20 protein-coding genes and 1 pseudogene are annotated in these 25,281 nt (G+C 68.5%); 10 read left to right on the top strand and 11 right to left on the bottom strand.

The genetic code is table 11. From position 1 onward, the window contains the following. Positions 1-45: 45 nt before the first annotated feature. A complete protein-coding gene (gene lexA, locus PGN16_RS18150; RefSeq protein ID WP_159757719.1) occupies positions 46-708 on the top strand; it encodes a transcriptional repressor LexA in 663 nt (220 codons plus the stop codon). 258 nt (positions 709-966) lie between these two features. Here the strand turns inward: lexA and PGN16_RS18145 are convergent, their stop codons facing one another. Continuing rightward, entirely contained in the window at positions 967-3,198 is a 2,232-nt protein-coding gene (locus tag PGN16_RS18145; protein ID WP_443019680.1) for a ComEC/Rec2 family competence protein, read from the bottom strand. A gap of 29 nt (positions 3,199-3,227) precedes the next feature. Between PGN16_RS18145 and gltX the strand changes: the two genes are divergently transcribed. The 3 genes from gltX to PGN16_RS18130 all read left to right on the top strand — a co-directional run bounded on the left by gltX (position 3,228) and on the right by PGN16_RS18130 (position 6,285). After that, complete coding sequence (gene gltX / locus PGN16_RS18140) at positions 3,228-4,676, top strand: glutamate--tRNA ligase (protein WP_335310759.1); 1,449 nt, start codon at positions 3,228-3,230, stop codon at positions 4,674-4,676. A gap of 12 nt (positions 4,677-4,688) precedes the next feature. Further along, a complete protein-coding gene (gltA, locus tag PGN16_RS18135; protein ID WP_335310758.1) occupies positions 4,689-5,972 on the top strand; it encodes a citrate synthase in 1,284 nt (427 codons plus the stop codon). A gap of 112 nt (positions 5,973-6,084) precedes the next feature. After that, positions 6,085-6,285, top strand: a complete 201-nt coding sequence (locus PGN16_RS18130) for a hypothetical protein (protein WP_335310757.1) — start codon at positions 6,085-6,087, stop codon at positions 6,283-6,285. Here the strand turns inward: PGN16_RS18130 and PGN16_RS18125 are convergent. From PGN16_RS18125 to PGN16_RS18115, 3 genes are all read right to left on the bottom strand, one after another. Continuing rightward, positions 6,235-7,614 (bottom strand): sensor histidine kinase, encoded by a 1,380-nt coding sequence (locus tag PGN16_RS18125; protein WP_335310756.1) that lies wholly within the window; start codon positions 7,612-7,614, stop codon positions 6,235-6,237. The genes PGN16_RS18130 and PGN16_RS18125 overlap by 51 nt on opposite strands. Continuing rightward, positions 7,614-8,684 (bottom strand): DUF2336 domain-containing protein, encoded by a 1,071-nt coding sequence (locus tag PGN16_RS18120; RefSeq protein WP_335310755.1) that lies wholly within the window; start codon positions 8,682-8,684, stop codon positions 7,614-7,616. Before PGN16_RS18120 ends, PGN16_RS18125 begins: the two co-directional genes overlap by 1 nt. 70 nt (positions 8,685-8,754) lie before the next feature. Beyond that, positions 8,755-9,933, bottom strand: coding sequence for a hypothetical protein (locus tag PGN16_RS18115; RefSeq protein ID WP_335310754.1), 1,179 nt, complete (start codon positions 9,931-9,933; stop codon positions 8,755-8,757). Between the two features lie 227 nt (positions 9,934-10,160). On the opposite strand from PGN16_RS18115, the gene PGN16_RS18110 reads away from it, so the two are divergent. Continuing rightward, positions 10,161-12,359 carry a hypothetical protein gene (locus PGN16_RS18110; RefSeq protein WP_335310753.1) on the top strand — a complete coding sequence of 733 codons (2,199 nt, stop codon included), beginning with the start codon at positions 10,161-10,163 and terminating at the stop codon, positions 12,357-12,359. A gap of 53 nt (positions 12,360-12,412) precedes the next feature. Here the strand turns inward: PGN16_RS18110 and PGN16_RS18105 are convergent, their stop codons facing one another. Next, positions 12,413-13,105 carry a PAS domain S-box protein gene (locus PGN16_RS18105; protein WP_335310752.1) on the bottom strand — a complete coding sequence of 231 codons (693 nt, stop codon included), beginning with the start codon at positions 13,103-13,105 and terminating at the stop codon, positions 12,413-12,415. A gap of 137 nt (positions 13,106-13,242) precedes the next feature. Beyond that, positions 13,243-14,067 carry a class I mannose-6-phosphate isomerase gene (locus tag PGN16_RS18100; protein ID WP_335310751.1) on the bottom strand — a complete coding sequence of 275 codons (825 nt, stop codon included), beginning with the start codon at positions 14,065-14,067 and terminating at the stop codon, positions 13,243-13,245. 117 nt (positions 14,068-14,184) lie between these two features. Here PGN16_RS18100 and bamD point away from each other — a divergent pair. The 4 genes and pseudogenes from bamD (at position 14,185) to PGN16_RS18080 (ending at position 17,680) form a co-directional block, all read left to right on the top strand. Beyond that, positions 14,185-15,178: pseudogene (gene bamD, locus PGN16_RS18095) on the top strand (outer membrane protein assembly factor BamD). A 64-nt stretch (positions 15,179-15,242) separates the two neighbouring features. Then, positions 15,243-16,898 carry a DNA repair protein RecN gene (recN, locus tag PGN16_RS18090; RefSeq protein WP_335310750.1) on the top strand — a complete coding sequence of 552 codons (1,656 nt, stop codon included), beginning with the start codon at positions 15,243-15,245 and terminating at the stop codon, positions 16,896-16,898. Between the two features lie 65 nt (positions 16,899-16,963). Further along, the gene (locus PGN16_RS18085; protein ID WP_335310749.1) at positions 16,964-17,092 is read left to right on the top strand and encodes a hypothetical protein; all 129 of its coding nucleotides are present in this window, start codon (positions 16,964-16,966) and stop codon (positions 17,090-17,092) included. A gap of 33 nt (positions 17,093-17,125) precedes the next feature. Beyond that, entirely contained in the window at positions 17,126-17,680 is a 555-nt protein-coding gene (locus tag PGN16_RS18080) for a hypothetical protein (RefSeq protein WP_335310748.1), read from the top strand. Between the two features lie 155 nt (positions 17,681-17,835). Here the strand turns inward: PGN16_RS18080 and PGN16_RS18075 are convergent, their stop codons facing one another. Then, on the bottom strand, positions 17,836-18,174 hold the full coding sequence (locus tag PGN16_RS18075; protein ID WP_335310747.1) for a hypothetical protein: 339 nt from the start codon (positions 18,172-18,174) through the stop codon (positions 17,836-17,838). Between the two features lie 11 nt (positions 18,175-18,185). After that, positions 18,186-19,637 (bottom strand): L,D-transpeptidase family protein, encoded by a 1,452-nt coding sequence (locus PGN16_RS18070; protein ID WP_335310746.1) that lies wholly within the window; start codon positions 19,635-19,637, stop codon positions 18,186-18,188. Positions 19,638-19,878: 241 nt separating this feature from the next. Between PGN16_RS18070 and PGN16_RS18065 the strand changes: the two genes are divergently transcribed. Next, a complete protein-coding gene (locus PGN16_RS18065; RefSeq protein ID WP_335310745.1) occupies positions 19,879-22,575 on the top strand; it encodes a TonB-dependent receptor in 2,697 nt (898 codons plus the stop codon). Positions 22,576-22,616: 41 nt separating this feature from the next. On the opposite strand, the gene PGN16_RS18060 is transcribed toward PGN16_RS18065, so the two are convergent. Genes PGN16_RS18060 through recA form a run of 3 tightly spaced genes read right to left on the bottom strand, consistent with a single transcriptional unit; the run spans position 22,617 to position 25,208 of the window. After that, positions 22,617-23,264: a glutathione S-transferase family protein gene (locus PGN16_RS18060; protein WP_335310744.1), complete on the bottom strand. Its 648-nt coding sequence runs from the start codon at positions 23,262-23,264 to the stop codon at positions 22,617-22,619. Further along, positions 23,264-24,103 (bottom strand): class I SAM-dependent methyltransferase, encoded by an 840-nt coding sequence (locus PGN16_RS18055; RefSeq protein ID WP_335310743.1) that lies wholly within the window; start codon positions 24,101-24,103, stop codon positions 23,264-23,266. Before PGN16_RS18055 ends, PGN16_RS18060 begins: the two co-directional genes overlap by 1 nt. A 31-nt stretch (positions 24,104-24,134) precedes the next feature. Further along, a complete protein-coding gene (gene recA, locus PGN16_RS18050) occupies positions 24,135-25,208 on the bottom strand; it encodes a recombinase RecA (protein WP_335310742.1) in 1,074 nt (357 codons plus the stop codon). Positions 25,209-25,281 lie beyond the last annotated feature (73 nt).

Genomic DNA, 25,281 nt, shown 5'->3' with positions numbered 1-25,281 from the left:
GTTCCATAAAGGTTCGCAATCCGTTCACTAGGAAGGCGCCCGGACATGCTGACGCGCAAGCAGCACGAGCTGATCTGCTTCATCGAGGACCGCCTCGCCGACACGGGCGTCTCGCCCTCGTTCGAGGAGATGAAGGACGCGCTGGAGCTGAAGAGCAAGTCCGGAGTCCACCGCCTCATCAGCGCGCTGGAGGAACGCGGCTATCTCCGCCGCCTCCCCAATCGCGCCCGCGCGCTCGAGGTCATCAAGGCCCCCGAACGCGGCCCCGAGGCGAAGCGCCCCGCGCCGCCCTCGGTCAAGCGCACCATGCCAGAGCCCGCCAACGACGTGGTCGAGATCCCGCTCCACGGCCGGATCGCGGCCGGCGTCCCGATCGAGGCGTTCGAAGGCTCGACGATGCTCCCGGTGCCTGCGGCGCTCCTCGGCGCGGGCGAGCATTTCGCGCTGGAGGTGGCGGGCGACTCGATGGTCGAGGCCGGCATCTTCGACGGCGACTATGCGCTGATCCGTCGTCAGGAAGTGGCGCGCGACGGCGAGATCGTCGTGGCGCTGATCGAGGACAGCGAGGCGACGCTGAAGTACTTCCGCCACGAAGGCGCGATGATCCGCCTCGACCCCGCCAATCGCGCCTACGACCCGCAACGCTACGCTCCTGCGCAGGTCCGCGTGCAGGGCAAGCTCGCGGGACTGCTCCGCCGCTACTCGTAGCGTGCGGGACACCATCCCCAAACCGTCGCCCCGGACGTGATCCGGGGCCCCGCTTCTTTTCGCTCTCCACGTCAAAACGACCCGCGTCTGCACAACCTTCGCAAACATCGGGCATCCGCGAGCCCCGCACCACAACGCTCCCACTCCACCCCGGCGAACACCGGGGCCCAGTTGGGCGAACCTTCGCAATGACTTGGTGTGGTTCGCCACCCGGACTCGCGGGTCACCGGCAATCGCGCATCGCCGCAATCGATACCTTCACGGGCGCGTCGCTTTCGAACCCGCCGCCGGCAACATCGACAACCCTCCCGCCAACATCGACGCGCCTTTCGCCCCCTCCCGCGTCTCATCCTGACCGGCAACAACCCACGGATGGCTGTCCCCCGCCGCCCGCACCGTGGCAACGCGGCCGGTCGCGAACGTCACCCGCACCCCGCCGGTCCGCGCCAGCGTCGTCCGGTCGAGCGTCAACCACCGCCCCCGGCACCCACGCGGCAACCGCCGCTCGCTGATCACCACATCCGCACGCCGACACAGCGAAATCAGCTCGTTAGCCGGCACCAGATACAGGCTCCGCGTCGCCAGCACCCGCCACAGGCGCCCGTCGACATGCCGCTCCATCCAGCACAGGTCGCGATTGCACCGCGCGCCCCGCGCCCCGCTCAGCAGCGCCGGCGCGCCGTCCAGCCCACCCGCCTCGGCGAGCAGGTCGCGGACGTAATCCCCTGTACGATCACGCAAAATCGCCACGCCACCGTCATCGCCACGCAGCGCCAGATGCCGCCCATCCCCCGTGACGATCAGGTCCGGCACCGGCGTCGCGATCGTCCACACCGCCCCGATCACCACCGGCAGCAGCCCGACGTAGCGCCACCGCGTCCGCCAGATCGCCAGCCACAGACCGCCCGCCACCATCGCACCGAACGCCGCCTGCGGCATCACCGGCAAGGCCGTCACTGCCCCCGGCGCCCCCGCTACCGTCCTCGCAATCCACAATAAAAATGCCAGCGCCCGATCCGCAACCCACCACCCCGGCGCCCCCGCCCCGACCAGATCGAGCAGCAACGCCACCGCCTCGGCCGGCATCACCACGAAGGTGGTCAGCGGGATCGCGACGATATTGGCGAACGCACCAAAAAGCCCTGCCTGATGAAAGTGATAGACCGCGATCGGCATCAACGTCAGCTCGACCAGCAGCCCGGTCAGCAACAGCGAGGCCAGCCCGCGCAACACCGCCCGCCAGCGCGGCTCCTCCTGCCCCGCGAACCACATGCGAACCCGCGGATGCTCGTGAAAGGCGATGATCGCGGTCACCGCCGCGAACGACAGCTGGAAGCTCGGCCCCACCACCGACTCGGGCCAGCACAGCAGCACCACCACCGCCCCCGCCGCGACCAGCCGCAACGTCAGCGCCTCGCGTCCCAGCACCAGCGCCGCCAGCACCATCAGCGCGGCGACGCAGCTGCGGATCGTCGGCACCTGCGCCCCGGTCAGCCAGGTATAACCGATCGCCGCCACCGCCCCTGCCGCCGCGGCGACCAGCGGCAGCCGCCCGGTCAACGCCAGCCGCGGCGACAGCGCGAGCAGCCGCAGCGTCAGCCACATCACCAGCCCGACCGCGGCGGTGATGTGCAAGCCACTGACCGACAACAGATGCGCCAGCCCCGCCCGCCGCATCGCCTCGGCATCGCTCTCTTCGATCGCACCGGTATCGCCGGTCGCCAGCGCCGCCGCGATCCCGCCCGCGCTACCCGCCAGCCGCGTCTCGATATGCCGCGTGAGCGCCGCGCGAATGTCGCTCGCGGCGGGCGCAGCGGGCGTGACGATCGTCACCGGCGCAAACCCGCGCCCCGTCGCCCCCAGCCCCGCAAACCACGCCACCCGCGCGAAATCATACGCGCCGGGCACCGCGGGCGGCGCCGGCGGCATCAGCCGCGCCCGCACCCGGATCGTCGCTCCCCGCGCCAGCCCGGACGGCACGATCGGCGCGTCGAGGTTGATCCGCACCCGCATCGGCGCGCGACCCGCCCCGTCCCAGCCCAGCACCGCCAGCGTAACACGCGTCAGCCGGCGCGCGGGAAGCGGCTCAAGCTGCTCGACGCGCCCGGTCACCCAAGCGATCGTCGGCCGCGCCAGCACCGGCGCGGCGACGCGCTCGGCGCGCGCCCAGGTCAGTGCCAGCCCGATCGCCACCGCCAGCGACAACGCCGCCACCAGCACCGGTGCCCGCCCGCCACGCCCCACCGCCAGCGCGGCCGATGAAGTGGCCAGCGCCAGCAACAACACCGCCGCCCAGCCCTGCGGATCGGGCAACACGAACCACGCCGCCGCACCCGCGCCCAGCGCGACCGGCACCCACAGGACGAGCTGGTCGCGCTCCGCCTCCAGCCATCGCTCGACGGCGCCCTGTATCAAAGCGATGCCATGCGCGGCACGTGTTTGAAGCGCCGACGATGCTTTGCTAGAGGCGGGCGCGGCTGAATGGGCCATTCGAATTTCCAGCCTGGGAGCAAGCGCGCTTGAGCGCAACCGACAAAACCGCCAGCGAAGACGGCCGCGCCGTCGTCACCCGCTTCGCCCCGTCGCCGACGGGGTTCCTTCACATCGGCGGCGCGCGCACCGCGCTGTTCAACCTGTTGTATGCGCGCCATCATGGCGGCACCTTCCGGCTGCGGATCGAGGATACCGACCGTGCACGCTCGACGCAGCCCGCAATCGACGCGATCCTGTCGGGGATGCGCTGGCTCGGGCTCGATTGGAACGGCGAGGAGGTCTATCAGTTCGAACGCGCCGATCGCCACGCCGCGGTGGCGCAGACGATGGTCGAGCACGGCCACGCCTATCGCTGCTATCTGACGCAGGAGGAGCTGGACGCGATGCGCGCCGCGGCACAGGCCGCCAAGCAGCCGCTCCGCATCCGCTCGCCCTGGCGCGACCGCACCGACTATCCCGCCGACAAGCCCTATGTCGTCCGCCTGCGCGCGCCGACCGAGGGCGCGGTGACGATCGAGGACCGCGTCCAGGGCAGCGTCACCGTCCAGAATGCCGAACTCGACGATCTCGTCCTGCTCCGCTCGGATGGCACGCCGACCTATATGCTCGCGGTGGTGGTCGACGATCACGACATGGGCGTGACGCACGTCATTCGCGGCGACGACCATCTCAACAACGCCTTCCGCCAATTGCCGATCTACCGCGCGATGGACGCGATCGAGGGCGGCTGGCCCGATCCGGTCTACGCCCACATTCCGCTGATCCACGGCAGCGACGGCGCGAAACTGTCAAAGCGGCACGGCGCGGTCGGGATCGAGGCGTATCGCGACGAACTCGGCATCCTCCCCGAAGCGCTCGACAATTATCTGCTCCGGCTCGGCTGGGGGCATGGCGATGCCGAGATCATCTCGCGCGACGAGGCGATCGAATGGTTCGACCTTGCCGGGGTCGGCAAGTCGCCGAGCCGCTTCGATCTGAAGAAGCTCGAGAATCTCAACGGCCATTACATCCGCGCCGCCGACGACGCGCGGCTGGCCGATCTGGTCGCCGAGCGACTCGAGTTCGACCACGACGATACCCGGCGTTCGATCCTGCGCGCGGCGATGCCGTCGCTCAAGCCACGCGCCGCGAACCTCAACGAGTTGACCGAGGCGACCACCTTCCTCTTCGCCGCGCGTCCGCTCGCGGTGGAAGGGGCCGCGCAGCCGTTGCTCGGCGGCGAGGCACCCGCCTTGCTCTCGCGCCTGCACACGGCGCTTGACGCGGTGCACAACTGGGATACGGAGACGACCGAAGCGGTGGTGCGTTCGGTGGCCGAAGACGCGGGCGTCAAGCTCGGTCAGGTCGCCCAGCCGCTCCGCGTCGCGCTGACCGGCCGCAAGACCTCGCCGGGCATCTTCGACGTACTCGTCCTTCTAGGACGCGCGGAAAGCCTGGCCCGCATCGCGGACCACATGACCCCGACCGGGGCCTGACAGGAGAAGATCATGACCGAAGCCGCCAAGTTCACGCTGTCGGGCAAAGAGCTCGACTATCCGGTCCTTTCGGGCTCCGTCGGCCCGGACGTCGTCGACATCCGCAAGCTGTACGGCCAGACCGGCGCCTTCACCTACGATCCCGGCTTCACCTCGACCGCGTCGTGCCAGTCGAAGCTGACCTATATCGACGGTGACGAAGGCGTCCTGCTCCACCGCGGCTATCCGATCGGCGAGCTGGCCGAACAGTCCAGCTTCATGGAGGTCTGCTACCTGCTGCTCAACGGCGAACTGCCGGACCAGGGCGAGCTGGACGCCTTCTCGCGCACGATCACCCGCCACACGATGGTCCACGAGCAGCTCGCGCAATTCTTCCGCGGCTTCCGTCGCGACGCGCATCCGATGGCGATCATGTGCGGCGTCGTCGGCGCGCTGTCGGCCTTCTACCACGACTCGACCGACATCCACGATCCGCAGCAGCGCATGATCGCGTCGCACCGGCTGATCGCCAAGATGCCGACGATCGCGGCGATGGCGTACAAGTACAGCGTCGGGCAGCCGTTCCTTTATCCCGACAACTCGCTGTCCTACACCGGCAATTTCCTGCGCATGACCTTCGGCGTCCCGGCCGAGCCCTATGTGGTGAACCCGGCGGTCGAAAAGGCGATGGACCGGATCTTCATCCTCCACGCCGATCACGAGCAGAACGCCTCGACCTCGACCGTCCGTCTGGCCGGTTCGTCGGGCGCGAACCCGTTCGCGTGCATCGCGGCGGGCATCGCCTGCCTGTGGGGCCCGGCGCATGGCGGCGCCAACGAGGCGGCGCTCAACATGCTGCACGAGATCGGCACGCCGGAGCGCATCCCGGAGTTCATCGCGCGCGCCAAGGACAAGAACGATCCGTTCCGCCTGATGGGCTTCGGCCACCGCGTCTACAAGAACTACGATCCGCGCGCGACCGTCATGCAGAAGACGGTGCGCGAGGTGTTCGAGGCGCTGAACGTACAGGACCCGCTGTTCGAAACCGCGCTGCGGCTGGAAGAGATCGCGCTCAACGATCCGTATTTCGTCGAGAAGAAGCTGTTCCCGAACGTCGATTTCTATTCGGGCGTGATCCTGTCGGCGATCGGCTTCCCGACCAGCATGTTCACCGTGCTGTTCGCGCTCGCCCGCACCGTCGGCTGGGTGGCGCAGTGGAACGAGATGATCACCGATCCCGACCAGAAGATCGGCCGTCCGCGTCAGCTCTACACCGGTCCGACGCAGCGCAGCTACGTGCCGGTCGGGCAGCGCTAAGCCGGATACCGTCATTGCGAGCGTAGCGAAGCAATCCAGGGCGTCCTGGTCCGCTTCGCTACCCTCGCCACGACGGGCAGACGGCGCCAGTCCACCGTTGCAAGGAAACCATATGTCACGGCTCCGCCCGATCCTGACCGCCGTCGGCGTGATGTGTGCGCTGACCGGGGCGCTATGGATCGCGCAGGGGCTGGGCTATGTGAACTGGCCGCAATCCAGCTTCATGTTGGGTCGCAGCATCTGGGCCGATTACGGCAGCGGCCTAGCGATCTTCGGGCTGCTGCTCATCCTGCTGGCCCGCCGCCTGCGCTGATGCCGCGGGCAACGCCAGCGTGAAGCAGGCGCCCTGCCCGATCTCGCTCTCGACGGTCAGCGTCCCCTCCATCGCCTGCGCCAGCCGCCGCGCGATATACAGGCCCAGCCCGGTGCCGCCGGGCAGACTGTCGTCGCCGCGCATGAACTTCTCGAAGATCCGCGCCTGCTCGTGCGGCGCGATCCCGCGCCCCTCGTCGCACACGACCAACCGCACCTGCCCGTCGCGATGCTTGACGCGCATCCGCACCACCCCGCCCTCCGGCGAATAGTCGATCGCGTTGCCGAGCAGGTTGACCACGATCTGCAGGATGCGCCGGTAATCGCCGGATGCTGCCGCCACGCCTCCGCTACCGGCCAGCGGTGCGATCGTCACCCCGCGCTCCGCCGCCCGGCGCGCCAGTAACCCCGCGCCCTCACGCACCACAGCAGCCAGATCGACCGCCACGCGCGCCACGACCAGATCGCCGCGCTCGATTGCTTCCATGTCGACCAGATCGTCGACCAGCCCCAGCAGATGCCGCCCGGCACTGGCGATATCGGCGGCATAGTCGCGGTAATGCGCCCCGATCCCCGCCTCGGGCGCGCCGCTGATGCTTTCGGCCTGGGCGATGATCGCGTCGAGCGGAACGCGCAGCACGCGGTGCAGCCGCGCGTTGAAGGCACCGGTCAGCCCGTCGCGGACCCCGGCGGCGACGCCGGTATAGACGCCGCCCACGAACCCCGCGAACCCGCCCGCCGCATCATAGCGGACCCGCCCGGCCAGCGCGACGCGCGCGCCGCTGCCACGGATCACCGCCGGCTGCCCGCTGAAATCGCGCACGTTCGACATCGCCTCCAGCAACGGCATCGCGCCGTCGCCGCGCGCCTCCAGCACGAACAGCGTCGTCAACGGCTGCCCCAGCACCGCAACCGGGTCGATCCCGTGCCGCGCCACCGCCGCCACGTCGACGCGCGTGACCCGCAGTCCGCCATCGACCTCCCACGACCAGGCGGCATCGGCCGGCGGTTCCGCCGCAACCATGGCGGTCAACGATGGCATCGCCCCCGGACGCTCGCGCAGCAGCGTCGCGGCCACCGCCACCGTTCCGTCCGCATCGGGCACCGCGCGGACATGCCAGTCGCCGTCGCGCTCGTCGTCGCCGATCGCGATCGTGCGCGCGACCGGAACGCGCAGCCCGCGCGCGATCCGCACCAGCGGTGCGAGCGCCGCCAGCGCCAATGCGGCGCCGATCCGCCCGCCGGCGCGGTCGTTCAACTCGGCGAAGCACGCGTCACCGCTCAGCACGCGGTCCTCGGCATCGAGCAAGGCGTGGAAAGCCCCGCGCATCACGCCCCGCTGCGCTCGGCCGGCGCCCGGGCCGCCAACGCATGGACCGCCGCGCGAAAGTCGCCGGGCAGTCGCAACGTCGCGATCGCCGCCGCCGCCATCTCGGGATCGAGCGCGGCCAGCGGATCGAGCACCTCGATCAGCATCGTCAGGTCGCGCTCGCGATCCGCCTCGGACAGCAGGAACCCCGCCCGCGCGATCGCATCGCGGTCCAGCCCCGCTGCCCGCAGCGCCAGCCACAGCCGGTCGCTCGTCGAATCGAGCACCAGCGTCAGCGCCGCCTCGGCATCGATCCCGATCGATTCGGCCAGCAAGGCCGCGAACAACGGCGTCCGTGCGCTCTCCAGCGCGCGGATCATGAAATGACCGCGCTCGGCGACCGAGGGGGAGAGCGCACGCACCAGCCGCGCGGCGACGTCGCTCATCTGCTCCTCGGTGGCGCGCGCGATCCGCTGCTGCGCCGCCTCGCACAATGCGGCATCCGCCGCTGCGCCGCCCTGCGCGCCCAGGCGCTCACGAAGGGCGGCGGCGACCCACCAGACGATGCGCGCCTGCGCCGCCGGCGGCAGGACCGCGTGGCGGCCGTCGACACCCATCCGCCGCATCCCGTCGACCAGCAGATACGCGCTCGCCGCCGCGCGCTGCGCCGCATTGCCGCGCTCGATCAGCATCGTCACCAGCGTCGGCCCGGCATCCGGGGCACGATGCGCCGCCAGCGATTCGTCGAGCAGGTCGACGCGCGCCTGCGCGATCAGCGCGCCGATCAGGTCGGTGTCGCGCATCAATCCCGCATCCAGCAGCCTTGGCCACGCCAGCGAGCGGTTCGATCCCAGCACCGCCGCCGCCTCGCGCCGCCCCGCCGCCGTCAGCGCACGCGCCGCGTCGGCGCAGAGATGCTGTTCGGTCGCGCCGATCGTCGCCTCGGCCAGCCGCAGCGTCGCCGCGCGCGTGCGGTCGTCGAGTCGGCCGGGCTGCGACAGGAAAATATCCTCGACCGCGACGAGCAAGCGCTGCTCCGCCGCACGCTCGGCGTCGGCCGCATAGGACGCAAGCCGCGCAGGATCGCCCATGACGCTGGCATGAGGAGAGGAGGCCGACATGCTCCCCTGTTATCCCACGTTCGTTAAAGCACGGCTAAGCCTAGCGAAGTCGCTCCACCGCCGCGATCAGCGTCGCCACGGCATAGCCCGCGACCACGGCGATCCCCGCGGTCGGAGTACCCAGCAGCGCGAACAGCGTCAGCACCGCCAGATAGGCCGGCGCCACGCCCCACCATGGCTGGCGTCCGCCGGCGCTCGCCGCACGTTCGCCTACGCCACCGGCGACCAGCGCCAGCAGCGCGAGGAGCCGCGCGGTCGTCGTCGCCGCGGCCCCGTCCACGACATGCGCCAGCAGCAGCACCGCGAGCGCCGGCGCGACCAGGATCGCGACCCGGTTCGCGCGCAGCAGCCCCGGCTCGTCCCGGAACAGCGCCAGCGCCCCGGCCAGCTCCGCCGCCAGCACGCTCACCAGCACCAGCGCGAGCCCGACGCCGGTGAAACCCGCCCCGACCGTCACCAGTCCGGCCACCATCGCCGCACCCGCCCCGGCGCTGCACGCCTCGGTTCCGATTCCGTGGCGCGCGATCCAGGGGATCGCCATGCGCGCGAGCGGGCGGAGCACCAGCCGCTCGAACCAGCTCGGCCGCACCGCCATCGACGCCGACAGCACCGCGCGCCCGCGTTCCTCCAGCGCGACGGCGCGGCGTTCGATGCCATGCCCCATCGCCATATTGTCGAGCCGCAGCGTCACATGGCGCGCGCCCGCCTGCTCGGCGGCGTGCAACAATGTCGATTGCAGGTCGTAATCCTCGGGCAGCCGCGCGGCATCCGCGACGCGCCCCGCATCGATCCGCGCCACGCCGGCCCAGGCCGCACCGCCGCCGACGCGTTCGAACGCCGTCCCGGCCTGTGCGCCCGGCACCACCAGCAACGCATCGCCCGCCTCGCCCGCCATCCGGCTCACCACATCCTCGGTGGTGACCAGCCCGTCGGCGATCATCACGACCCGCGCCAGCGGGTGCAGCTTGGCCAGCGCATCCGCGGCGCTGCGCACGGTATCCACCGCCACCCCGCGCCGCCCGATCCGCGCCAGCGCGCCGATCAGCTCGGGGGTCAGGCGCGAGACGACCACCACGATCTGCGCCGCGTCGCACGCCACCAGCAGCCGCGCCTGATATTCGATCAGCGTCGCCGCCGCGAACGGCAACGTGGCCGCGAGCATCCCGGAGCGATCCTCCGCTTCGTGGGTCGCGAATAACAGGCCAGCCAGCATGGGCATGGCTGTTAGGAGGCTGGCGAGGGACTGGCAACAATCCCCGACACGACCGCGGCTTGCGCCGAACCGAGCGACGGAACGCACCTGAATCGGGTTTCCGGGAACGGTAAACGTGTTATGCCGACGTGATGAACGGGGGGCCGTCTTCCATTTTCGACATTCGACCAGCGGGCGCCGAGGCGCCGACCGACCAACTCGTGCCCACGCCCTATGCGGAGCCGCAGGAATACGTGACCGATCCCGTCTTTTCCGATGACGATGCCGCGGCGGCGCCCTTGCGGCGACGCGCCGTGCTGGGATGGGTCGCGATCGTGCTGTCGGCGATCTGGATCGTGGCGCTGCTATGGATCGCACGCGACGCGCTCGCGACGATGCCCGCGCTCGCGCTCGCGCAATTCGGTGCCGCCGCGGCGACCGTCCCGATTCTGGCGGGAATCGTCTGGCTGCTGACGTTGCGGACCAGCGATGCGGAAGCGCGCCGCTTCGGCGCGACCGCGCGCGCGATGCGCATCGAATCGTCCGCGCTGGAAAGCGCGGTCGCGGCCTTGGGCGAGGAAATCGAGGAGCGCCGCGCCGCGCTCGCCGAACAGGTCCGCTTGCTGACCGCGCTCGGGGATGCCGCAACCGCGCGGCTCGCGACCATCGGCGAGGATCTGTCGACCGAAATCGCGCGCGCCGACAGCCATGCCCGCGCTTTGTCGAACGCCACCGGACAGGCTGCCGAACAGCTCGACGCGCTGCTCGCCGCGTTGCCGCGCGCCACCGACGAGACGCGCACGCTGGCCAGCACGATCGATCAGGCCGGGCTCGTCGCCTACGAACATAGCGCCGCGCTCGACGCGCAGGTCGCGGCGCTCGCCGCACGCGGTCGCGAGGCGGAGAGCGTCGCGGGTGGCGCGGCCGAGAAGCTCGCCGCCTATATGCAGCGGATGGAGGCGACCAGTGCCACCGCCGGGCTGCGGCTGGAAGGCGTCACCTCCGACGCCGCCGTCGCGGTCGACGCGCTGCTCGAACGCACCGCCACCGCGATCGACGAATCGCGCAAGGGGATCGTCGCGCAGGGCGAGGCGATGCTGGCGATGGTCACCGCCAGCCAGCAGGCGCTCGACCATGCCGCGCGCGGCAGCGCCGAGGCGCTCAGCGAACGCATCGCACTGGTCGAGGTCGTGATCGAACGCATCGCCGCGCGGCTCGATGCGCAGCGCGGTGCGGGCGAGATGCTGTTCAGCACGCTCGACGATGCGATCGATCAGGCCGGCGCACGCTTCGACGCGCTCCACGCCGACGGCACCGAACGCAGCCGGCAACTGGCCGCCACGATCAGCGCGCTGCAGGCGAGCACCGAGGCGTTGATCGCCGCGATGGAGAGCGGCAACGGCTCTGCGGAGCGGACCATCGCCACCACCGAACATCTGCTCATCGCGCTCGATGCCGCGGCGCGCGAGATGGACGAGACGATGCCCGACGCGATCGCGCGGCTCGAATCGCGCGTCGGCTCGACCAAGCAGGTGATCGTCGCCGCAAAGCCCGAATTGCTGGCGCTCGTCACCGCCGCCGAGAGCACGCATGACGCGATCGAGGCCGTGGCGCAGGTCGTCGCCGAACAGCGCCAGACGGTCGAGACGCTAACCTCCCGGCTCAGCGAGGGTCTGGAGCGCGGGCGCGCGCAGGCCGGGCTGATCGGCGACGCGGTCGATGACGTGACGCGCCGCGCCGACGATCTTGCCGAGGAGGCCGCCCCGCGCTTGCTGGAAGCGCTGCTACGCGTCCGCGAAACCGCCGCGGCCGCCGCCGACCAAGCCCGCGAGGCGCTGGCGCGCGTCATCCCCGAGGCGGCGGATGCACTGGAAAGCGCCGGGGTGAAGGCGCTGGAACGCGCGGTCGAAAGCGGGGTGCAGAAGCAGGTCGAACAGGTCGCCCGCATTTCGGAGACGGCCGTGGTCGCCGCGAACCGCGCCGGCGAGCGCTTGCAGGCGCAGCTCGACGGCATCGAGGCCACGATCGCGGTCATCGATCGCCGGCTCGAGGAAGCCCGCGCGGCCAGCGAGGAGAATGATCGCGACACCTTCGCGCGGCGTGCCTCGCTGCTGATCGAATCGCTCAACTCGGCATCGATCGATCTCACCCGCACGTTCGCGCCGGAAATCTCCGACAGCGCCTGGGCGGCCTATCTCAAGGGCGACCGCGGCGTCTTCACGCGGCGCGCGGTGCGGCTGCTGGATGGCTCCGAACAGCGTGATGTGGCACGTTTGTATGACGAGGATGCCAACTTCCGCGAACAGGTGAACCGCTACATCCACGATTTCGAGGCGATGTTGCGCACGATCCTGGCCCAGCCCGACGCCTCTCCGCTCGGCGTGACCTTGCTGTCGTCGGACATGGGCAAGCTGTACGTGGCGTTGGCGCAGGCGATCGAGCGGCTGCGCTGACGGTCAGGTGCGATGTGCGGCCTCGGTGCGCAAACTTCGCATACTTCCGATCACTAAAGCCGTTCCGCCGCAAGCAGATAGTCGCGCATCCGCGCCGCGCCCAATGTGGTCATCCGCAGCCTGACGCGGCGCCGGTCGGTCGAATCGGGGTCCCGTGCGATCAGGCCCCGCTCGACCAGCATCGCGATCTGGCGCAGCGCCGTGGTCAGCGGCGCGCCCGAGGCCACCGCGGCGCTGGTGGTATAGGTATCCCGCCCGGCCAGTTCCTGCGCATAGAGGTCGAGCAGCAGGTCGAACGCCGGCTCGCCGAACAGCTCGTCCTCGAAATAATGTACGCGTAACCGTCGCTTGGCCAGAATGCGCTCCGCGGCCTTGCGCAACAGCCGCGCCTCGTCCTCGGGCGGCGGGCCGTCGATCAACTCGACCGTCGCCATCATCCGCCGCGTGTTTCCCGCGTGGAACAGGCTGATATGATTGGTGACCCAGAACGAACGCCCGTCCGCACCGACATAGCGTTTGGTGATCGAGAACGGCGCCCCGCCGGCGATCAGCGCATCCGCCCGCTCGCGATTGATCTCGCGGTCGTCGGGATGGGTCAGCTCTAGGACGTCACGCCCGATCAGCGCGTGACGCTCATAGCCGAGCGCCAACCCGTAATCCTCGTCCGCGTCGACGATGCGCATCTGCTCGTCGGTGAGGCAACTCAGCAGCTTCCGCGCCCCGGCCCGGTCGACGGCCCGATCCATGTCCCCGATTTCCCTGCTCTACCTGTGCAGCCCGGCCGGCGGCCGGGCATGGCTCACGGGAAAATCACAAGAAAATCACGAAGACGCAATATGCTAATGGTCTTAGGGGCGGCCGGGCGCGGCCGCCCATCTGACGGCTACAGCCGCCGATCGCCGGGATAGGCGAACAGCAGATCGGCGTCTTCGGATGCGTGGAGCTCCTCGTTGCCGGTCACCATCACGCACTCGCCCGCCTTCCAGGCGACACCCGCGACGACGCCCTCGCCGCGGATCGGCACCAGCCAGCCGGTCTTGCCCTCAGGCAGCACGATATCGCGCTTGCCGCCGGTCCAGCGCTCCAGCACGAACTTCGGCCCCTCGACCATGATCGTCCGCCCCGGCGCGACCACGCCGGGCTGCGGCGGCGCGACATAGGGGGTCAGCTCCGCCACCGCGACACCGTCGTCCAGGTGCAACTCGCGCGGGCGGCCGTAATCGAACAAGCGATAGGTCGTATCCGAATTCTGCTGCACTTCGATCAGCGTCAGCCCGGCGCCGATCGCATGGATCACTCCCGAGTGCGAATAATAGAAATCGCCCGCCTTCACCGGCTTCCAGTCGAGCTTGTGCTCCAGGCTGCCGTCTTCGGCCGAGGCACGCAGTTCCTCTTTCGTCATCGGTGCGAGCGGACCGATCGCGATCGTCGAATCGGGCTCGGCGGCCAGGATCGTCCAGCATTCGTCCTTGCCGCGCGGCAGCCCGCGCTTGTGCGCCTCCTCGTCGGACGGATGGTTCTGCACCGACAGCTTCTCGCTGGTGAAGAGATACTTGATCAGCAGTTCCGGCTCTTCGGGATGCGGCGACTGGAACCAGATCTCGCCGATCGGCTCGCCGCCCGGGGCCGGATCGGGAAAGCCGGGATACAGATGGTGCCGCCCCCAGGGCTTCTCGACGCGCTTGGTGGCGAGCAGGGTCGCGGGCATGATCGTAATCCTTCCTTCGGTCGCTGACGGGCGCATCAACGCCTTCCCGCTAGCCCCTGTTGCGCGTGCGCGAAAGCCGTTGTTCGCGGGGGTTCCTCTAAGCTAAGAGCCGAGGCGATGCGTACCCTCACCCACCGCCCGCTCCCGACCCGTTCGCTCGCGATCGCCGCCGCCCTCGCCGTATCGCTCGCCGGTTGCGCGGGCGGCTCGCGCAATCGTGCCGATCTTCCCTATGTCGCGCGCGACGTCGGCACGCTCTACTCGGCGGCCAAGCAGCGACTGGATCAGGGCCGCTACAAGGAAGCCGCGGCGTTGTTCGACGAGGTGGAGCGCCAGCACCCCTATTCGGTCTGGGCGCGTCGCGCGCAGTTGATGGGCGCGTTCAGCTATTACCTCAGCGGCGACTATACGCAGGCGATCCAGGGCGCGCAGCGCTTCCTGTCGGTCCATCCTGGCAATCGCGACGCGCCTTACGCTTATTACCTGGTCGCGATGAGCTATTACGAGCAGATCAGCGACGTCACGCGTGACCAGAAGATCACGCAACAGGCGCTCGACTCGCTCGGCGAACTGATGCGCCGGTACCCCCACCTCGCGCTACGCCGCGGATGCGCGCCTCAAGCTCGATCTGGTCCGCGATCACCTTGCGGGCAAGGAAATGGAGATCGGGCGCTTCTACGAGCGCCGCCGGCAGTGGTTGGCGGCGACGCTGCGCTTCCGCCGCGTGATCGACCAGTATCAGACGACCACCCACACGCCCGAGGCGCTCATGCGACTGACCGAAGGCTATCTCGCGCTGGGCGTCCGCAACGAGGCGGAGAAGGCAGCCGCCGTGCTGGGCGCCAATTATCCCGGCACCGATTGGTATGGGCGCGCCTACAAGCTGATGAAGGACAACCCGCCCGCTACGATCGCCCCGCTGGCGCCAGGTCAGCCGGTCGTCCCGGTCCCCACGCGCCCGGCGGTACCCGGCGAGGCGACCGGCGCTACGCCGAAGGCCGATGCGCCCGTCCCTGCCACGCCGGCGACCACCGGCGGCGATGCACAGGCGGGCGTGCCCGGGCCCGGCGTCGGTTCGCCCTCCCCCGCTACCAACCCGACCGGCGGCTGACCTCGCCGCAACGGAACAAAAAGGGTAACCAAGCGCGCTTTTTGCGGGTAAGGAGCGGCTGCCCATGCTGACCGCACTTGCCATCCGTGACGTCGTGCTGATCGAGGCGCTGGAGCTGGAATTCGGCCCCGGCCTCGGCGTGCTGACCGGCGAGACCGGCGCCGGCAAGTCGATCCTGCTCGATGCACTGGGCCTGGCGCTCGGCCGGCGGGGCGAGAGCACGCTCGTCCGCGCCGGCGCGCAACAGGCGGTGGTAACCGCCACGTTCGACACGCCGCCCGCGGTGGCGACTTTGCTGACCGACAATGGGCTGGAGATCGATCCGGGCGAACCGCTCATCATCCGGCGGCTCGTCAAGGCCGACGGTGGCAGCCGCGCGTTCGTCAATGATCAGCCGGCGTCCGCCGCGCTGCTGCGTGAGATCGGGCCGATGCTGGTCGAAATTCACGGCCAGCATGACGATCGCGGCCTGCTCGCCGCGGCCGGGCACCGCGCGCTGCTCGACAGCTATGCGGGCAAGGGCGTGCGCGACGTCGCCAGCGCCTATGCGGCATGGCGTGATGCCCGTACCGCGCTCGACGGGGCGCGCAACGCGATCGCCGCGGCGCGTGCCGACCGCGAGTGGCTGGAGCATGCGGTGACGGAGCTGGAAGCGCTCGCCCCCGAGCCCGGAGAGGAAGACGCGTTGGCGGAGCGCCGCCGCGCGATGCAGCGGGCCGAGAAAAGCGCCGGCGAGCTGGAAGCCGTAACCGAGCATCTTGAAGGCAGCGCCGGTGCCCTGAGCCATTTGCGTCAGGCAGCGCGTGTGCTGGAGCGGATCGCCGAGGATCACTCCGCGCTGGGCGAGGCCCTCGCGGCGATCGATCGCGCGCTGATCGAGGGGGCCGTCGCCGAGGAAAAGCTGCGCGATGCGGCGGTGGCCTTGCTCTACGATCCGCGCCAGTTGGAAGAGGATGAGGCGCGATTGTTCGAGCTTCGGGCGATGGCGCGCAAGCACCGTGTCCAGCCCGACGCGCTGGCCGCACTGGCGACCGATTTGCGCGATCGGTTGGTGCGCCTCGACGCCGGCGAGCAGGGGCTTGCCGATCTGGAGCAGGCGGTCGGGCATGCGCGCGCCGATTATGATCGCGCCGCCGAGCAGTTGACTGCGATCCGCACGGCGGCGGCGGCGAGGCTCGACGCAGCGGTCGCGACCGAGCTCGCGCCGCTCAAGCTCGATGCCGCGCGCTTCCGTACCGTCGTCGTCCCCCTGCCCGAAAGCGATTGGTCGGCCGCCGGGCGCGATCGTGTCGAATTCGAGATCGCCACCAACCCGGGCGCCCCCTTTGGTCCGCTCGCCAAGATCGCTTCGGGCGGCGAACTGTCGCGCTTCATCCTCGCGCTCAAGGTCGCGCTCGCCGAAAAGGGCGGCGCGGCGACGATGATCTTCGACGAGATCGACCGCGGCGTCGGCGGTGCGGTGGCGAGCGCGATCGGCGAGCGGCTGGGCCGATTGGCCGAGACGACGCAATTGCTGGTCGTGACGCACAGTCCGCAGGTCGCGGCGCGCGGCGCGGCGCATCTGCTGATCGCAAAGGCCAGCGACGGGACGGTCACGCGCACCGGCGTGCGCCCGCTCGACGCACAGGGCCGGCGTGAGGAGATCGCACGGATGCTGTCCGGCGCAACGGTCACGGCGGAAGCGCGGGCTCAGGCGGAGCGGTTGCTGGAGACGGCGTGACCCGGTGACTTGCCAGAACGATCGGAACCGCCAGCCTTCGCGGCCGGTCGAAAAGGAGAACCACCGTGCGCTACAAAACCGATCGCGGTAGTCGGACGCGAGCCATCGTCCTGTATGCCATCATCCTGTGCGTCGGCGGAGCGATCGGCTTGATGGTGCGCGCCGGCATCATCACCGATCATCTCGTCTGGTGATCAATGTTCCCCGGACTCACGCCAACGCGGCGCTTGTTGTTGCTGTTCATATTCGCTCTGCCGGCGTGCTCGGCGACCGCATCTTCAGACAACGAGCCACCGATCGCCGCGGTTGAGATCCCGGTTCCAGCCGAGAGCGACAAGTCTGCTTTGATCGCCCTGCTGCGACAGGCCGCATCCAGGCAGGGTTTTCATGTCGACGATGGCAGCATGCAATGGCGTGACTTTGCCCGGCAGGCGAAAGACCTTCCACCCGAAGCCCGGAAGACCATCTATGCAGGCGTGTGGAACGGCGAGAACGACGACGACCTGATCGCGGTCGTCGACGACGGCGAGCACAACGGCAGGGCTTGGGTCATCGTGTACCCGGGAAAGCGCCCGACAGCTGCGAAGCGTTTCTGGCGAGACGTTTACGTGAGTGTCAGTCGCCGCTGGCCATCGACGAAGGCAATCCCAATCCTGCCGTCAGGAGCGCTACCACTGTTCCATGATTTGACAATGACACTCACAGGTTATCGCGTCGCCCGATCCGCAGCCAAGGAGTACGAACTAAACGTCTCGTCTCCGCAGATCGCGAACGACCGCTAACGGCGGATCCATTCACGTCAAACAAGGACGTTGGTTTCTAACCAACGAGGCGTGAAGCGGGACGCCGGATAAAGTCCGGAGCGGCGACATATTCGTCGACCCGCCTCACACGGCCACTGCGCGGCATGTATTGCGTGTGTTTCCTGAAGGCGCCCTCAGTCTCGCCGCCGCGTCTCCGCCGGTGCGGTGTCGACCTCATCCTCACGACCGCTGCGGTCGCTGCGCGCGGTCATGCCGGTGGCAGAGGCGTCGTCCATCATCTGGGCGTCAGGCGCGGCTTCCTCCGGGGGTGGCAGGATCGCGGTATCGTTGCTCGGCGTCGGGCTCGGCTCGACGTAGGGCGTCGGCTCCTCGGTCGGCGTCGGCTCGGGGGTCGGCTCGAGTTCCTGCACGGTCATGTTCATCTCGGGCGGCTCGGGTTCCGATTTCGAGCACCCCGCCACGCCCAGTCCCAGCAGCGCGACCAACGCCAACCGATGCCGCCATACCGTCATTCGTACTTCCTTCACTTCGCCGCCAGCGCCTGCGCGGCGGACCGTCGCTCGACCGTAGCAGCCAGCTTGCCGTCCCAGCCATAGGGATCTTCGCGGAACCCGACCTGCCCGTCCGCACCCGCAAAGGCCGACCAATAAAGCAGATAGACGCTGACCGGCTCGGCCATCTTGGCCCGCACCGTCTTGCCGGCGGCGACCGCCGCGTCGATCGCATCGGGCTGCCACTCGGGCGTCGTCGCCATCAACAATTTGGCGAGATCCTCGGGCTTTTCGAGCCGGACGCAGCCGTGACTGGCGAGCCGGTCGAACTTCGAGAAGCCCGAGCGCGCCGGCGTGTCATGAAGATAGACCGCGAAGTCGTTCGGGAAGTCGAACTTGAACCGCCCCAGCGCGCTCTGCTCGGACGCCTGTTGCAACCTCTTGCCGCCATCGCCGGTCTCGATCACGCGGAAGCCGTTGCGCTTGAGGTAGCCGGGATTGGCACGCTCCTTGGGCCACAGCTCCTTGTTCGCGATCGAGCTGGGCACGTTCCAGGGCGGATTGATGACGATGCTGCTGATCTGCGACACCAGCATCGGCGTCTCGTTCCCCGGTCGCCCGGTGACCGCGCGCATCGACATGATCGGCCGGTCGCCATCGAACGCGGTCAACACCGCGGCGGCGATGTTCACCTGCACGCGCCGCCGGTCGAGCGTCGGCGGCAGCCAGCGCCAGCGTTCCAGATTGGCCATGATCGACTGGATGCGCTGCTCTACCGGAACGTTGAGCGCCGCGAGCGTCTGCGCGCCGACCTGACCGGCCGGATTCAGCCCGTAACGTCGCTGTGCGCGCCGTACCGCCTCCAGCAGCGCGGCATCGAAGCGGTCACCGGTCCCGGTCAGCTCGGGATCCTCGATCGCCAGCCGCTCGCGCAAGCGCGCGACCGCCGGCCCGCTGGTGCCATAGGTCGGCGCGACCGTCAGCGTCGGCCAACCGCCGGCCGCCGCGATCTTGCGATAGCGCGCCAGCCCCTCGACCAGCGTGTCGTACCCTTGATAGGGCGGCGGCAGCGAACGCATCCAGGCGGCGAGCCGATCGCGCGCCACCGCGTCGGTGAAGCCGGGCAACGGATCGTAAGCGGTCGGGCGGATACCCCAATCCTTCTGGAAGTCGGACGGCATCAACCGCCCACCATGGACCGCGCGCGCATGATCCAGCGCCACCCGCACCAGCGACTCGCTATCGAGCCGGTCGAGATCGGCGCGCGGCGTCCGGCTCAGCCCCTGCGCCACTTCGTCCCTGGCGATCAGCCGGGCGAGTTCGCGGCGCTGCGTGTCGCTGAGCGTGGGCAGCGGCAATAGCGGCTGCACGAGCGGGATCGGTGTCGGTGCAGCGGTTTCGGGCGTGACCGGGACCTGCGCTACGGACGGAGCCGCAGCGACGAGCGCGACCAGCAAGAGCTTTCGAGAGGCAAACGAGATCATGGCAGTGGGCTTATCACCTTTGATTCGCGGGGTTGAGATGCCGAATCGTGCAATCGTGATCGCGAGCGATGCGGCGGGGCGTGTCATGCCGATGTTAACGAGCAAGGCCGTGAAAGGACGCGCTCTTCGCTCACGACGTTAACCATTCTTTATCCGGCTTCTCGTACCAGCACAGCCACAACATGGTTTGACGTGAGGGGGAAGCTGCATGCGGACGGCGCGTTTGTATCGGTCTGTCGCGATGTTCGCGATCATTGCGACCCCGTCTGCGGCACAGGACCTTCGCGGTGCGGCAGCGAACCAGCTGAAAGATGCCGCGCAAGAAGCATCGCCCAATACCGCCGATATCGTCGTGACCGCTACGCGCCGTTCCGAGCGACTGTCGAACGTGCCGATCGCGGTATCCGCCTTCGGGCAGGCGGCGCTTCAGAATTCCGGTGCGACCGACATCCGCCAGATGACGCAGATTGCTCCGTCGCTGCTCGTCTCATCGACCGGGAGCGAGGCGAACGCCTCGGCGCGCATCCGCGGCGTCGGAACGGTCGGCGACAATCCGGGGCTCGAAAGCTCCGTCGCGGTCTTCATCGACGGCATCTATCGCAGCCGCACCGGTTCGGGGCTCAACGATCTCGGCGAAGTCGAGCGGATCGAGGTGCTGCGTGGGCCGCAGGGTACATTGTCCGGCCGCAATTCCTCGGCCGGCGCGATCAGCATCTACACGAAACTACCCGAATTCAAATTCGGTGGGATGGGCGAGGTCAGCTACGGCAATTACGATGCATTGCGCGTGCAGGCCGCGCTGACCGGGCCGGTCATCAAGGACCTGCTCGCCTTCCGCATCGACGGTGTCGCCAGCCGTCGCGACGGCTTCCTGACCGACGTGATCAACAAGACCGACTTCAACAATCGCGACCGCTATTTTGTACGCGGCCAGTTGCTGTTCACGATCACTCCCGATCTCGCGGTGCGGTTCATCGGCGACTACACCCGTCGCGACGAAAAGTGCTGCGGCGCGGTCTATGCCGATACGCGCGAGAAGATCGACCCGACGCCGGGCGTGCCGGGCGACTATACGATCAGCGCCGCCAACCCGATCACCGGCATTCTGCGTAGCTTGGGCGGCGTGCTGCCCAGCGAGGGCGATCCGTACAATCGCCGCATCGCGCAGACCGCCGGCCGTGCCTATAGCAACCTGACCACCGATGGCGGTGTGTCGATGCGCGTGCGCTGGAACCTGGGCGCGACGCAGCTCACCTCGCTGACCGCCTACCGCGAATATAAGTCGGGCGGCGCGGGCGACATGGATTATTCCAACGTCGACCTGATCTACCGCCCCGACGACGGCAACAACTATCGCCAGTTCAAGGTGTTCAGCCACGAAAGCCGCTTCTCGGGCACGATCCTCGACAACAAGCTCGACTGGCTGATCGGCGGCTATTACGCGCACGAAAATCTCGAACTGGTCGATAACCTGCACTTCGGCGCGCAATATGGCGCCTTTGCGGCGTGCCGCGCGGTGCTGTCGATCAACCCCGCCGCGGCGCTGCGCAACGCTGCGAATCCGGGCTGTCTCAGCAACGCCGGCCGCGCCGCGCTGACCGCCGGGATCGGTGCGACCGCGGTGGCCGGGCTCGATCGGCTGAGCACGCTCAACAACCTCGGCAGCCTGCGCGACGTCTATCGCCAGACCAGCGAGAATTTCGCCTTCTTCACGCACAACATCTACCGGCTGACCGACCGCCTCAACGTCACGGTCGGGCTACGCTATACCAACGAGCACAAGACGTTGGCCGCCGGGTTCAACAACAACAACACAATCTGCCCGGCACAGCAGGCGGCGCTGCGCCCGCTGCTCGCCAGCAACAACGCCGCCTTGCGCTCGGTCGCGGGCGGGATCGTCACCTTGTCGTGCATCGGCAATTCGAGCGCGGCGCTGACCAATGTCGCGCTGGGCGACCAGATCCGCGAAGGACAGCTGACCGGCACCGGCGTCGTTTCGTGGAAGCCGATCGACTCGACCCTTCTCTACGCCTCCTATGCGCGCGGCTATAAGGCGGGCGGGTACAACCTCGACCGTTCGGACCTGAGCGAGACGGTGCTCACCACCCCGCCGGCGTCGAACGTCCGCAACCTGCGCTTCGACCCGGAGACGGTGAATGCCTATGAGCTGGGACTGAAATACACGTCGCGCCAGTTCACCGCCAATGTCGCGGCGTTCCGGTCGGAGTTCACGAACTTCCAGCTCAACACCTTCAACGGCACCAACTACATCGTCCAGAATATCGGCGGATGCGACACGTCGCTGAATGGCGCGGATCGCGACAATTCAACCGGCACCGGCGCGTGTACGGGCAAGGTCGGCAAGGGGCTGGTGACGCAAGGCGTGGAACTCGAGGTCGGCATGTACCCGACACCAGATGTGACGGTGAACCTCGGCTATACGCTCGCCGACGCCAAATACGCCCGCAACCTGGTCGGCAGCAAATCCGGCGAGCCGCTGAGCGCGGCGCTGTTCCTGCTGCCCGGCGCGCAGATGTCGAATGCACCCAAGCACACCGTCACCAGCTCGATCAGTTGGACGCCGGCGATCGGCGGCAACGGGATGAGCGCGCTGTTCTACGTCGATGGGCGCATGACCAGCGATTACAACACTGGATCCGATCTGTTCATCGAGAAGATGCAGGACGGCTTCTTCCTGATGAACGCCCGTATCGGTCTGCGTGGCGACGAACAGCGCTGGGCTGTGGAATTGTGGGCGCAGAACCTGCTCGATACCAACTATCAGCAGGTCGCGTTCAGCGCGCCGTTCCAGGGTGCCGGGTCGCAATCGCAGGTTCAGGCGTTCGGCAGCCCGGGGTTTGCGGCGGCCAATTCGCTCTTCACCTCGTTCCTCGGCGAACCGCGCACTTATGGTCTGACGCTGCGCACCCGCTTCTGAGCGCACCACCGCCCCGGCAAGTGACCGGGGCGGGGCTGCGATCAGGCATAGGCATAAGGGCCACCTGCGGCGAGCCCGCGCTGATAGGCGGGACGCGCATGGATGCGTTCCAGCCACGCCACGGTGTTCGGATGATCCTTGCCGAGCCCGGCCCGGCTGCGGGCGGCCTCTAAAGGAAAGCTCATCATGATGTCGGCGGCGGTGAAGCTGTCGCCGGCAAACCAGGGCTGATCGGCAAGCGACGCCTCGACATAGTTCAGATGGCGATCGATCATCGGCTGGATGCGCGCCGCCACCCGCTTGCCGAGCAGCGGGATGCGCGAAACCACCAGCTTCACCAGCAACGGCGGCATCAACGAACCTTCGGCGTAATGCAGCCAAAAACGATAGGCGAGCGCGTCATCACGCTTCGAGGGCGCACCGAGCTTCCCGTCGGCGAGGTCGACCAGATATTCGACGATCGCGCCCGTCTCCGCAATCACCCGCGGTCCGGTCGGCCCCGGGGCCGTCGTATCCTCGATGACCGGCGATTTACCGAGCGGATGAACCCGGCGCAGCTCGGTCGGTGCCAGCATCGTCGCCTTGTCGCGCTCGTAGCGCTTCACCTCGTAATCGATCTTCAGCTCCTCGAGCATCCACAGGATGCGCTGCGAACGCGAATTCTCGAGGTGGTGGACGATGATCGTCATCAGGCTTCCTTCCCCGCGCGCGCGGTTACGATCCATATTGCGGCGGAGAACGTCACCGCATCGCGCTGTATCCGCATCGCGAACAGGTTGCGGAGCCTCGTCTCGATCCGCTCGCGGTCTGCCGGCAGGGCCGACGCCAGCATCGCAGCCAGCGGGCCGATCCGCCGATAGAAGTCGAGCGCGTCCTCGACGGGCCGTACGCCGGCACCCACCACATAGGGCACGCACGCCGGCGTTATCGCAATCTCCGTCCAACCGCTTTCTTCGAGCAGCGCACGGGTGAACGCCCCATCGCTCAACGCGAACGGACCCGGGGAATAGCCGGCGTCCGCTAGCGGCGAGAGCCCGACCGCCGCCTCCGGCGCGGTAACCCACTCATTCGCGTCGCGCGACGCGAAGCAGGAGAAGACGAGCGGCGCTCGCGGTGCGGCAGCGGCGCGTAGCGCGGCGAAGGCGGCGAGCGGATCGGCAAAGAACATCAGGCCATGACGCGACACCAACAGATCGAGCGGCGCCAGCGTCTGCACCAGTTCCACCGCATCTCCTGCGAGAAACCGCGGAGCACCCCCGGCCGTTGTTGCCTGCTCTTCCGCCACCGCGATCAGCGCCGGCGAGAGATCGATGCCGGTGACGCGCAACGCAGGCCGCGCCGCCGACAGTGCCTGCGTGGTGCTGCCGATACCGCATCCCAGATCGATCGCAGCCCCGTGATCGGGTGCCGCCGCCACGATCGCGGCGTTCAGGACGCTTGCGATCCCGGCAAAGGCGCGTTCGGTGCGCGCATGTTCCTGCGCCCAGACGTCACCGACGCGCCCCCGCCAGTCCGTAGCGCCCGTCATTCGCCGTGCAACCGCTGCGGGAGGACCGCGATCAGATGTCGTCGTCCTCGCTCGGCCCGGCCATCATCCCATCGGCGACCTGCTCGGTCCGGCCGCGGATCGCCTTTTCGAGCCGGTCCATCATGTCGGGGTTCTCGCGCAGGAAGTTCTTGGCGTTCTCACGCCCCTGCCCGATCCGCACCGAGTCGTAGGAGAACCATGCACCCGCCTTCTCGACCAGTCCCGCCTTGACGCCGATGTCGAGGATCTCGCCGATCTTCGAGATGCCCTCGCCGTACATGATGTCGAATTCGACCTGCTTGAACGGCGGCGCGACCTTGTTCTTCACCACCTTCACGCGGGTCGAGTTGCCGATCACCTCGTCGCGGTCCTTGATCGCGCCGGTGCGACGGATGTCGAGCCGGACCGAGGCGTAGAATTTCAGCGCGTTGCCGCCGGTCGTCGTCTCGGGATTGCCGTACATCACGCCGATCTTCATGCGGAGTTGGTTGATGAAGATCACCATGCAGCGCGAGCGGCTGATCGAGCCGGTCAGCTTGCGCAAGCTTTGCGACATCAGTCGCGCCTGCAGGCCGACGTGGCTGTCGCCCATCTCGCCCTCGATCTCGGCGCGCGGCACCAGCGCGGCGACCGAATCGACCACCAGCACGTCGATCGCGTTCGAGCGCACCAGCGTGTCGGTGATCTCCAGCGCCTGCTCGCCGGTATCGGGCTGCGAGACGATCAGTTCATCGATGTTGACGCCCAGCTTCTTGGCATAGACCGGATCGAGCGCGTGTTCGGCGTCGACGAACGCAGCGGTGCCGCCAATCTTCTGCGCCTCGGCGATGACATGGAGCGCGAGCGTCGTCTTGCCCGAGCTTTCCGGGCCATAGACCTCGATCACGCGCCCGCGCGGCAGCCCGCCGACGCCGAGCGCGATGTCGAGCCCGAGCGAGCCGGTCGAGATCGCCTCGACCTGCATCGTCTCCTTCTGACCCAGCTTCATCGCCGAGCCCTTGCCGAAGGCGCGATCGATTTGCGCCAGCGCGGCGTCGAGCGCCTTTTGACGGTCTGTATTCGCGGTTGCCATGCCGGTATCGATCACCTGAAGTTTGGCGGCCATTGCCGTGGAGCCTTTCGCTAGAGCAACCGCGCGCCGCATTCAACGCGCCGTGCCGTTGTATTCCGTTTGTTCC

This window comes from Sphingomonas phyllosphaerae (assembly GCF_036946485.1).
Taxonomy (GTDB): domain Bacteria; phylum Pseudomonadota; class Alphaproteobacteria; order Sphingomonadales; family Sphingomonadaceae; genus Sphingomonas; species Sphingomonas phyllosphaerae_E.
The sequence above is the reverse complement of the archived record's forward strand: the minus strand, read 5'-3'. Positions and strand labels throughout refer to the sequence as shown.

Coding starts and splice junctions, on each gene's coding strand:
- lexA (WP_159757719.1), top strand. CDS start 46: ATGCTGACGCGCAAGCAGCACGAGCTGATCTGCTTCATCGAGGACCGC.
- PGN16_RS18145 (WP_443019680.1), bottom strand. CDS start 3,198: ATGGCCCATTCAGCCGCGCCCGCCTCTAGCAAAGCATCGTCGGCGCTT.
- gltA (WP_335310758.1), top strand. CDS start 4,689: ATGACCGAAGCCGCCAAGTTCACGCTGTCGGGCAAAGAGCTCGACTAT.
- PGN16_RS18130 (WP_335310757.1), top strand. CDS start 6,085: ATGTCACGGCTCCGCCCGATCCTGACCGCCGTCGGCGTGATGTGTGCG.
- PGN16_RS18125 (WP_335310756.1), bottom strand. CDS start 7,614: ATGCGCGGGGCTTTCCACGCCTTGCTCGATGCCGAGGACCGCGTGCTG.
- PGN16_RS18120 (WP_335310755.1), bottom strand. CDS start 8,684: ATGGGCGATCCTGCGCGGCTTGCGTCCTATGCGGCCGACGCCGAGCGT.
- PGN16_RS18115 (WP_335310754.1), bottom strand. CDS start 9,933: ATGCCCATGCTGGCTGGCCTGTTATTCGCGACCCACGAAGCGGAGGAT.
- PGN16_RS18105 (WP_335310752.1), bottom strand. CDS start 13,105: ATGGATCGGGCCGTCGACCGGGCCGGGGCGCGGAAGCTGCTGAGTTGC.
- PGN16_RS18100 (WP_335310751.1), bottom strand. CDS start 14,067: ATGCCCGCGACCCTGCTCGCCACCAAGCGCGTCGAGAAGCCCTGGGGG.
- recN (WP_335310750.1), top strand. CDS start 15,243: ATGCTGACCGCACTTGCCATCCGTGACGTCGTGCTGATCGAGGCGCTG.
- PGN16_RS18075 (WP_335310747.1), bottom strand. CDS start 18,174: ATGACGGTATGGCGGCATCGGTTGGCGTTGGTCGCGCTGCTGGGACTG.
- PGN16_RS18070 (WP_335310746.1), bottom strand. CDS start 19,637: ATGATCTCGTTTGCCTCTCGAAAGCTCTTGCTGGTCGCGCTCGTCGCT.
- PGN16_RS18065 (WP_335310745.1), top strand. CDS start 19,879: ATGTTCGCGATCATTGCGACCCCGTCTGCGGCACAGGACCTTCGCGGT.
- PGN16_RS18060 (WP_335310744.1), bottom strand. CDS start 23,264: ATGACGATCATCGTCCACCACCTCGAGAATTCGCGTTCGCAGCGCATC.
- PGN16_RS18055 (WP_335310743.1), bottom strand. CDS start 24,103: ATGACGGGCGCTACGGACTGGCGGGGGCGCGTCGGTGACGTCTGGGCG.
- recA (WP_335310742.1), bottom strand. CDS start 25,208: ATGGCCGCCAAACTTCAGGTGATCGATACCGGCATGGCAACCGCGAAT.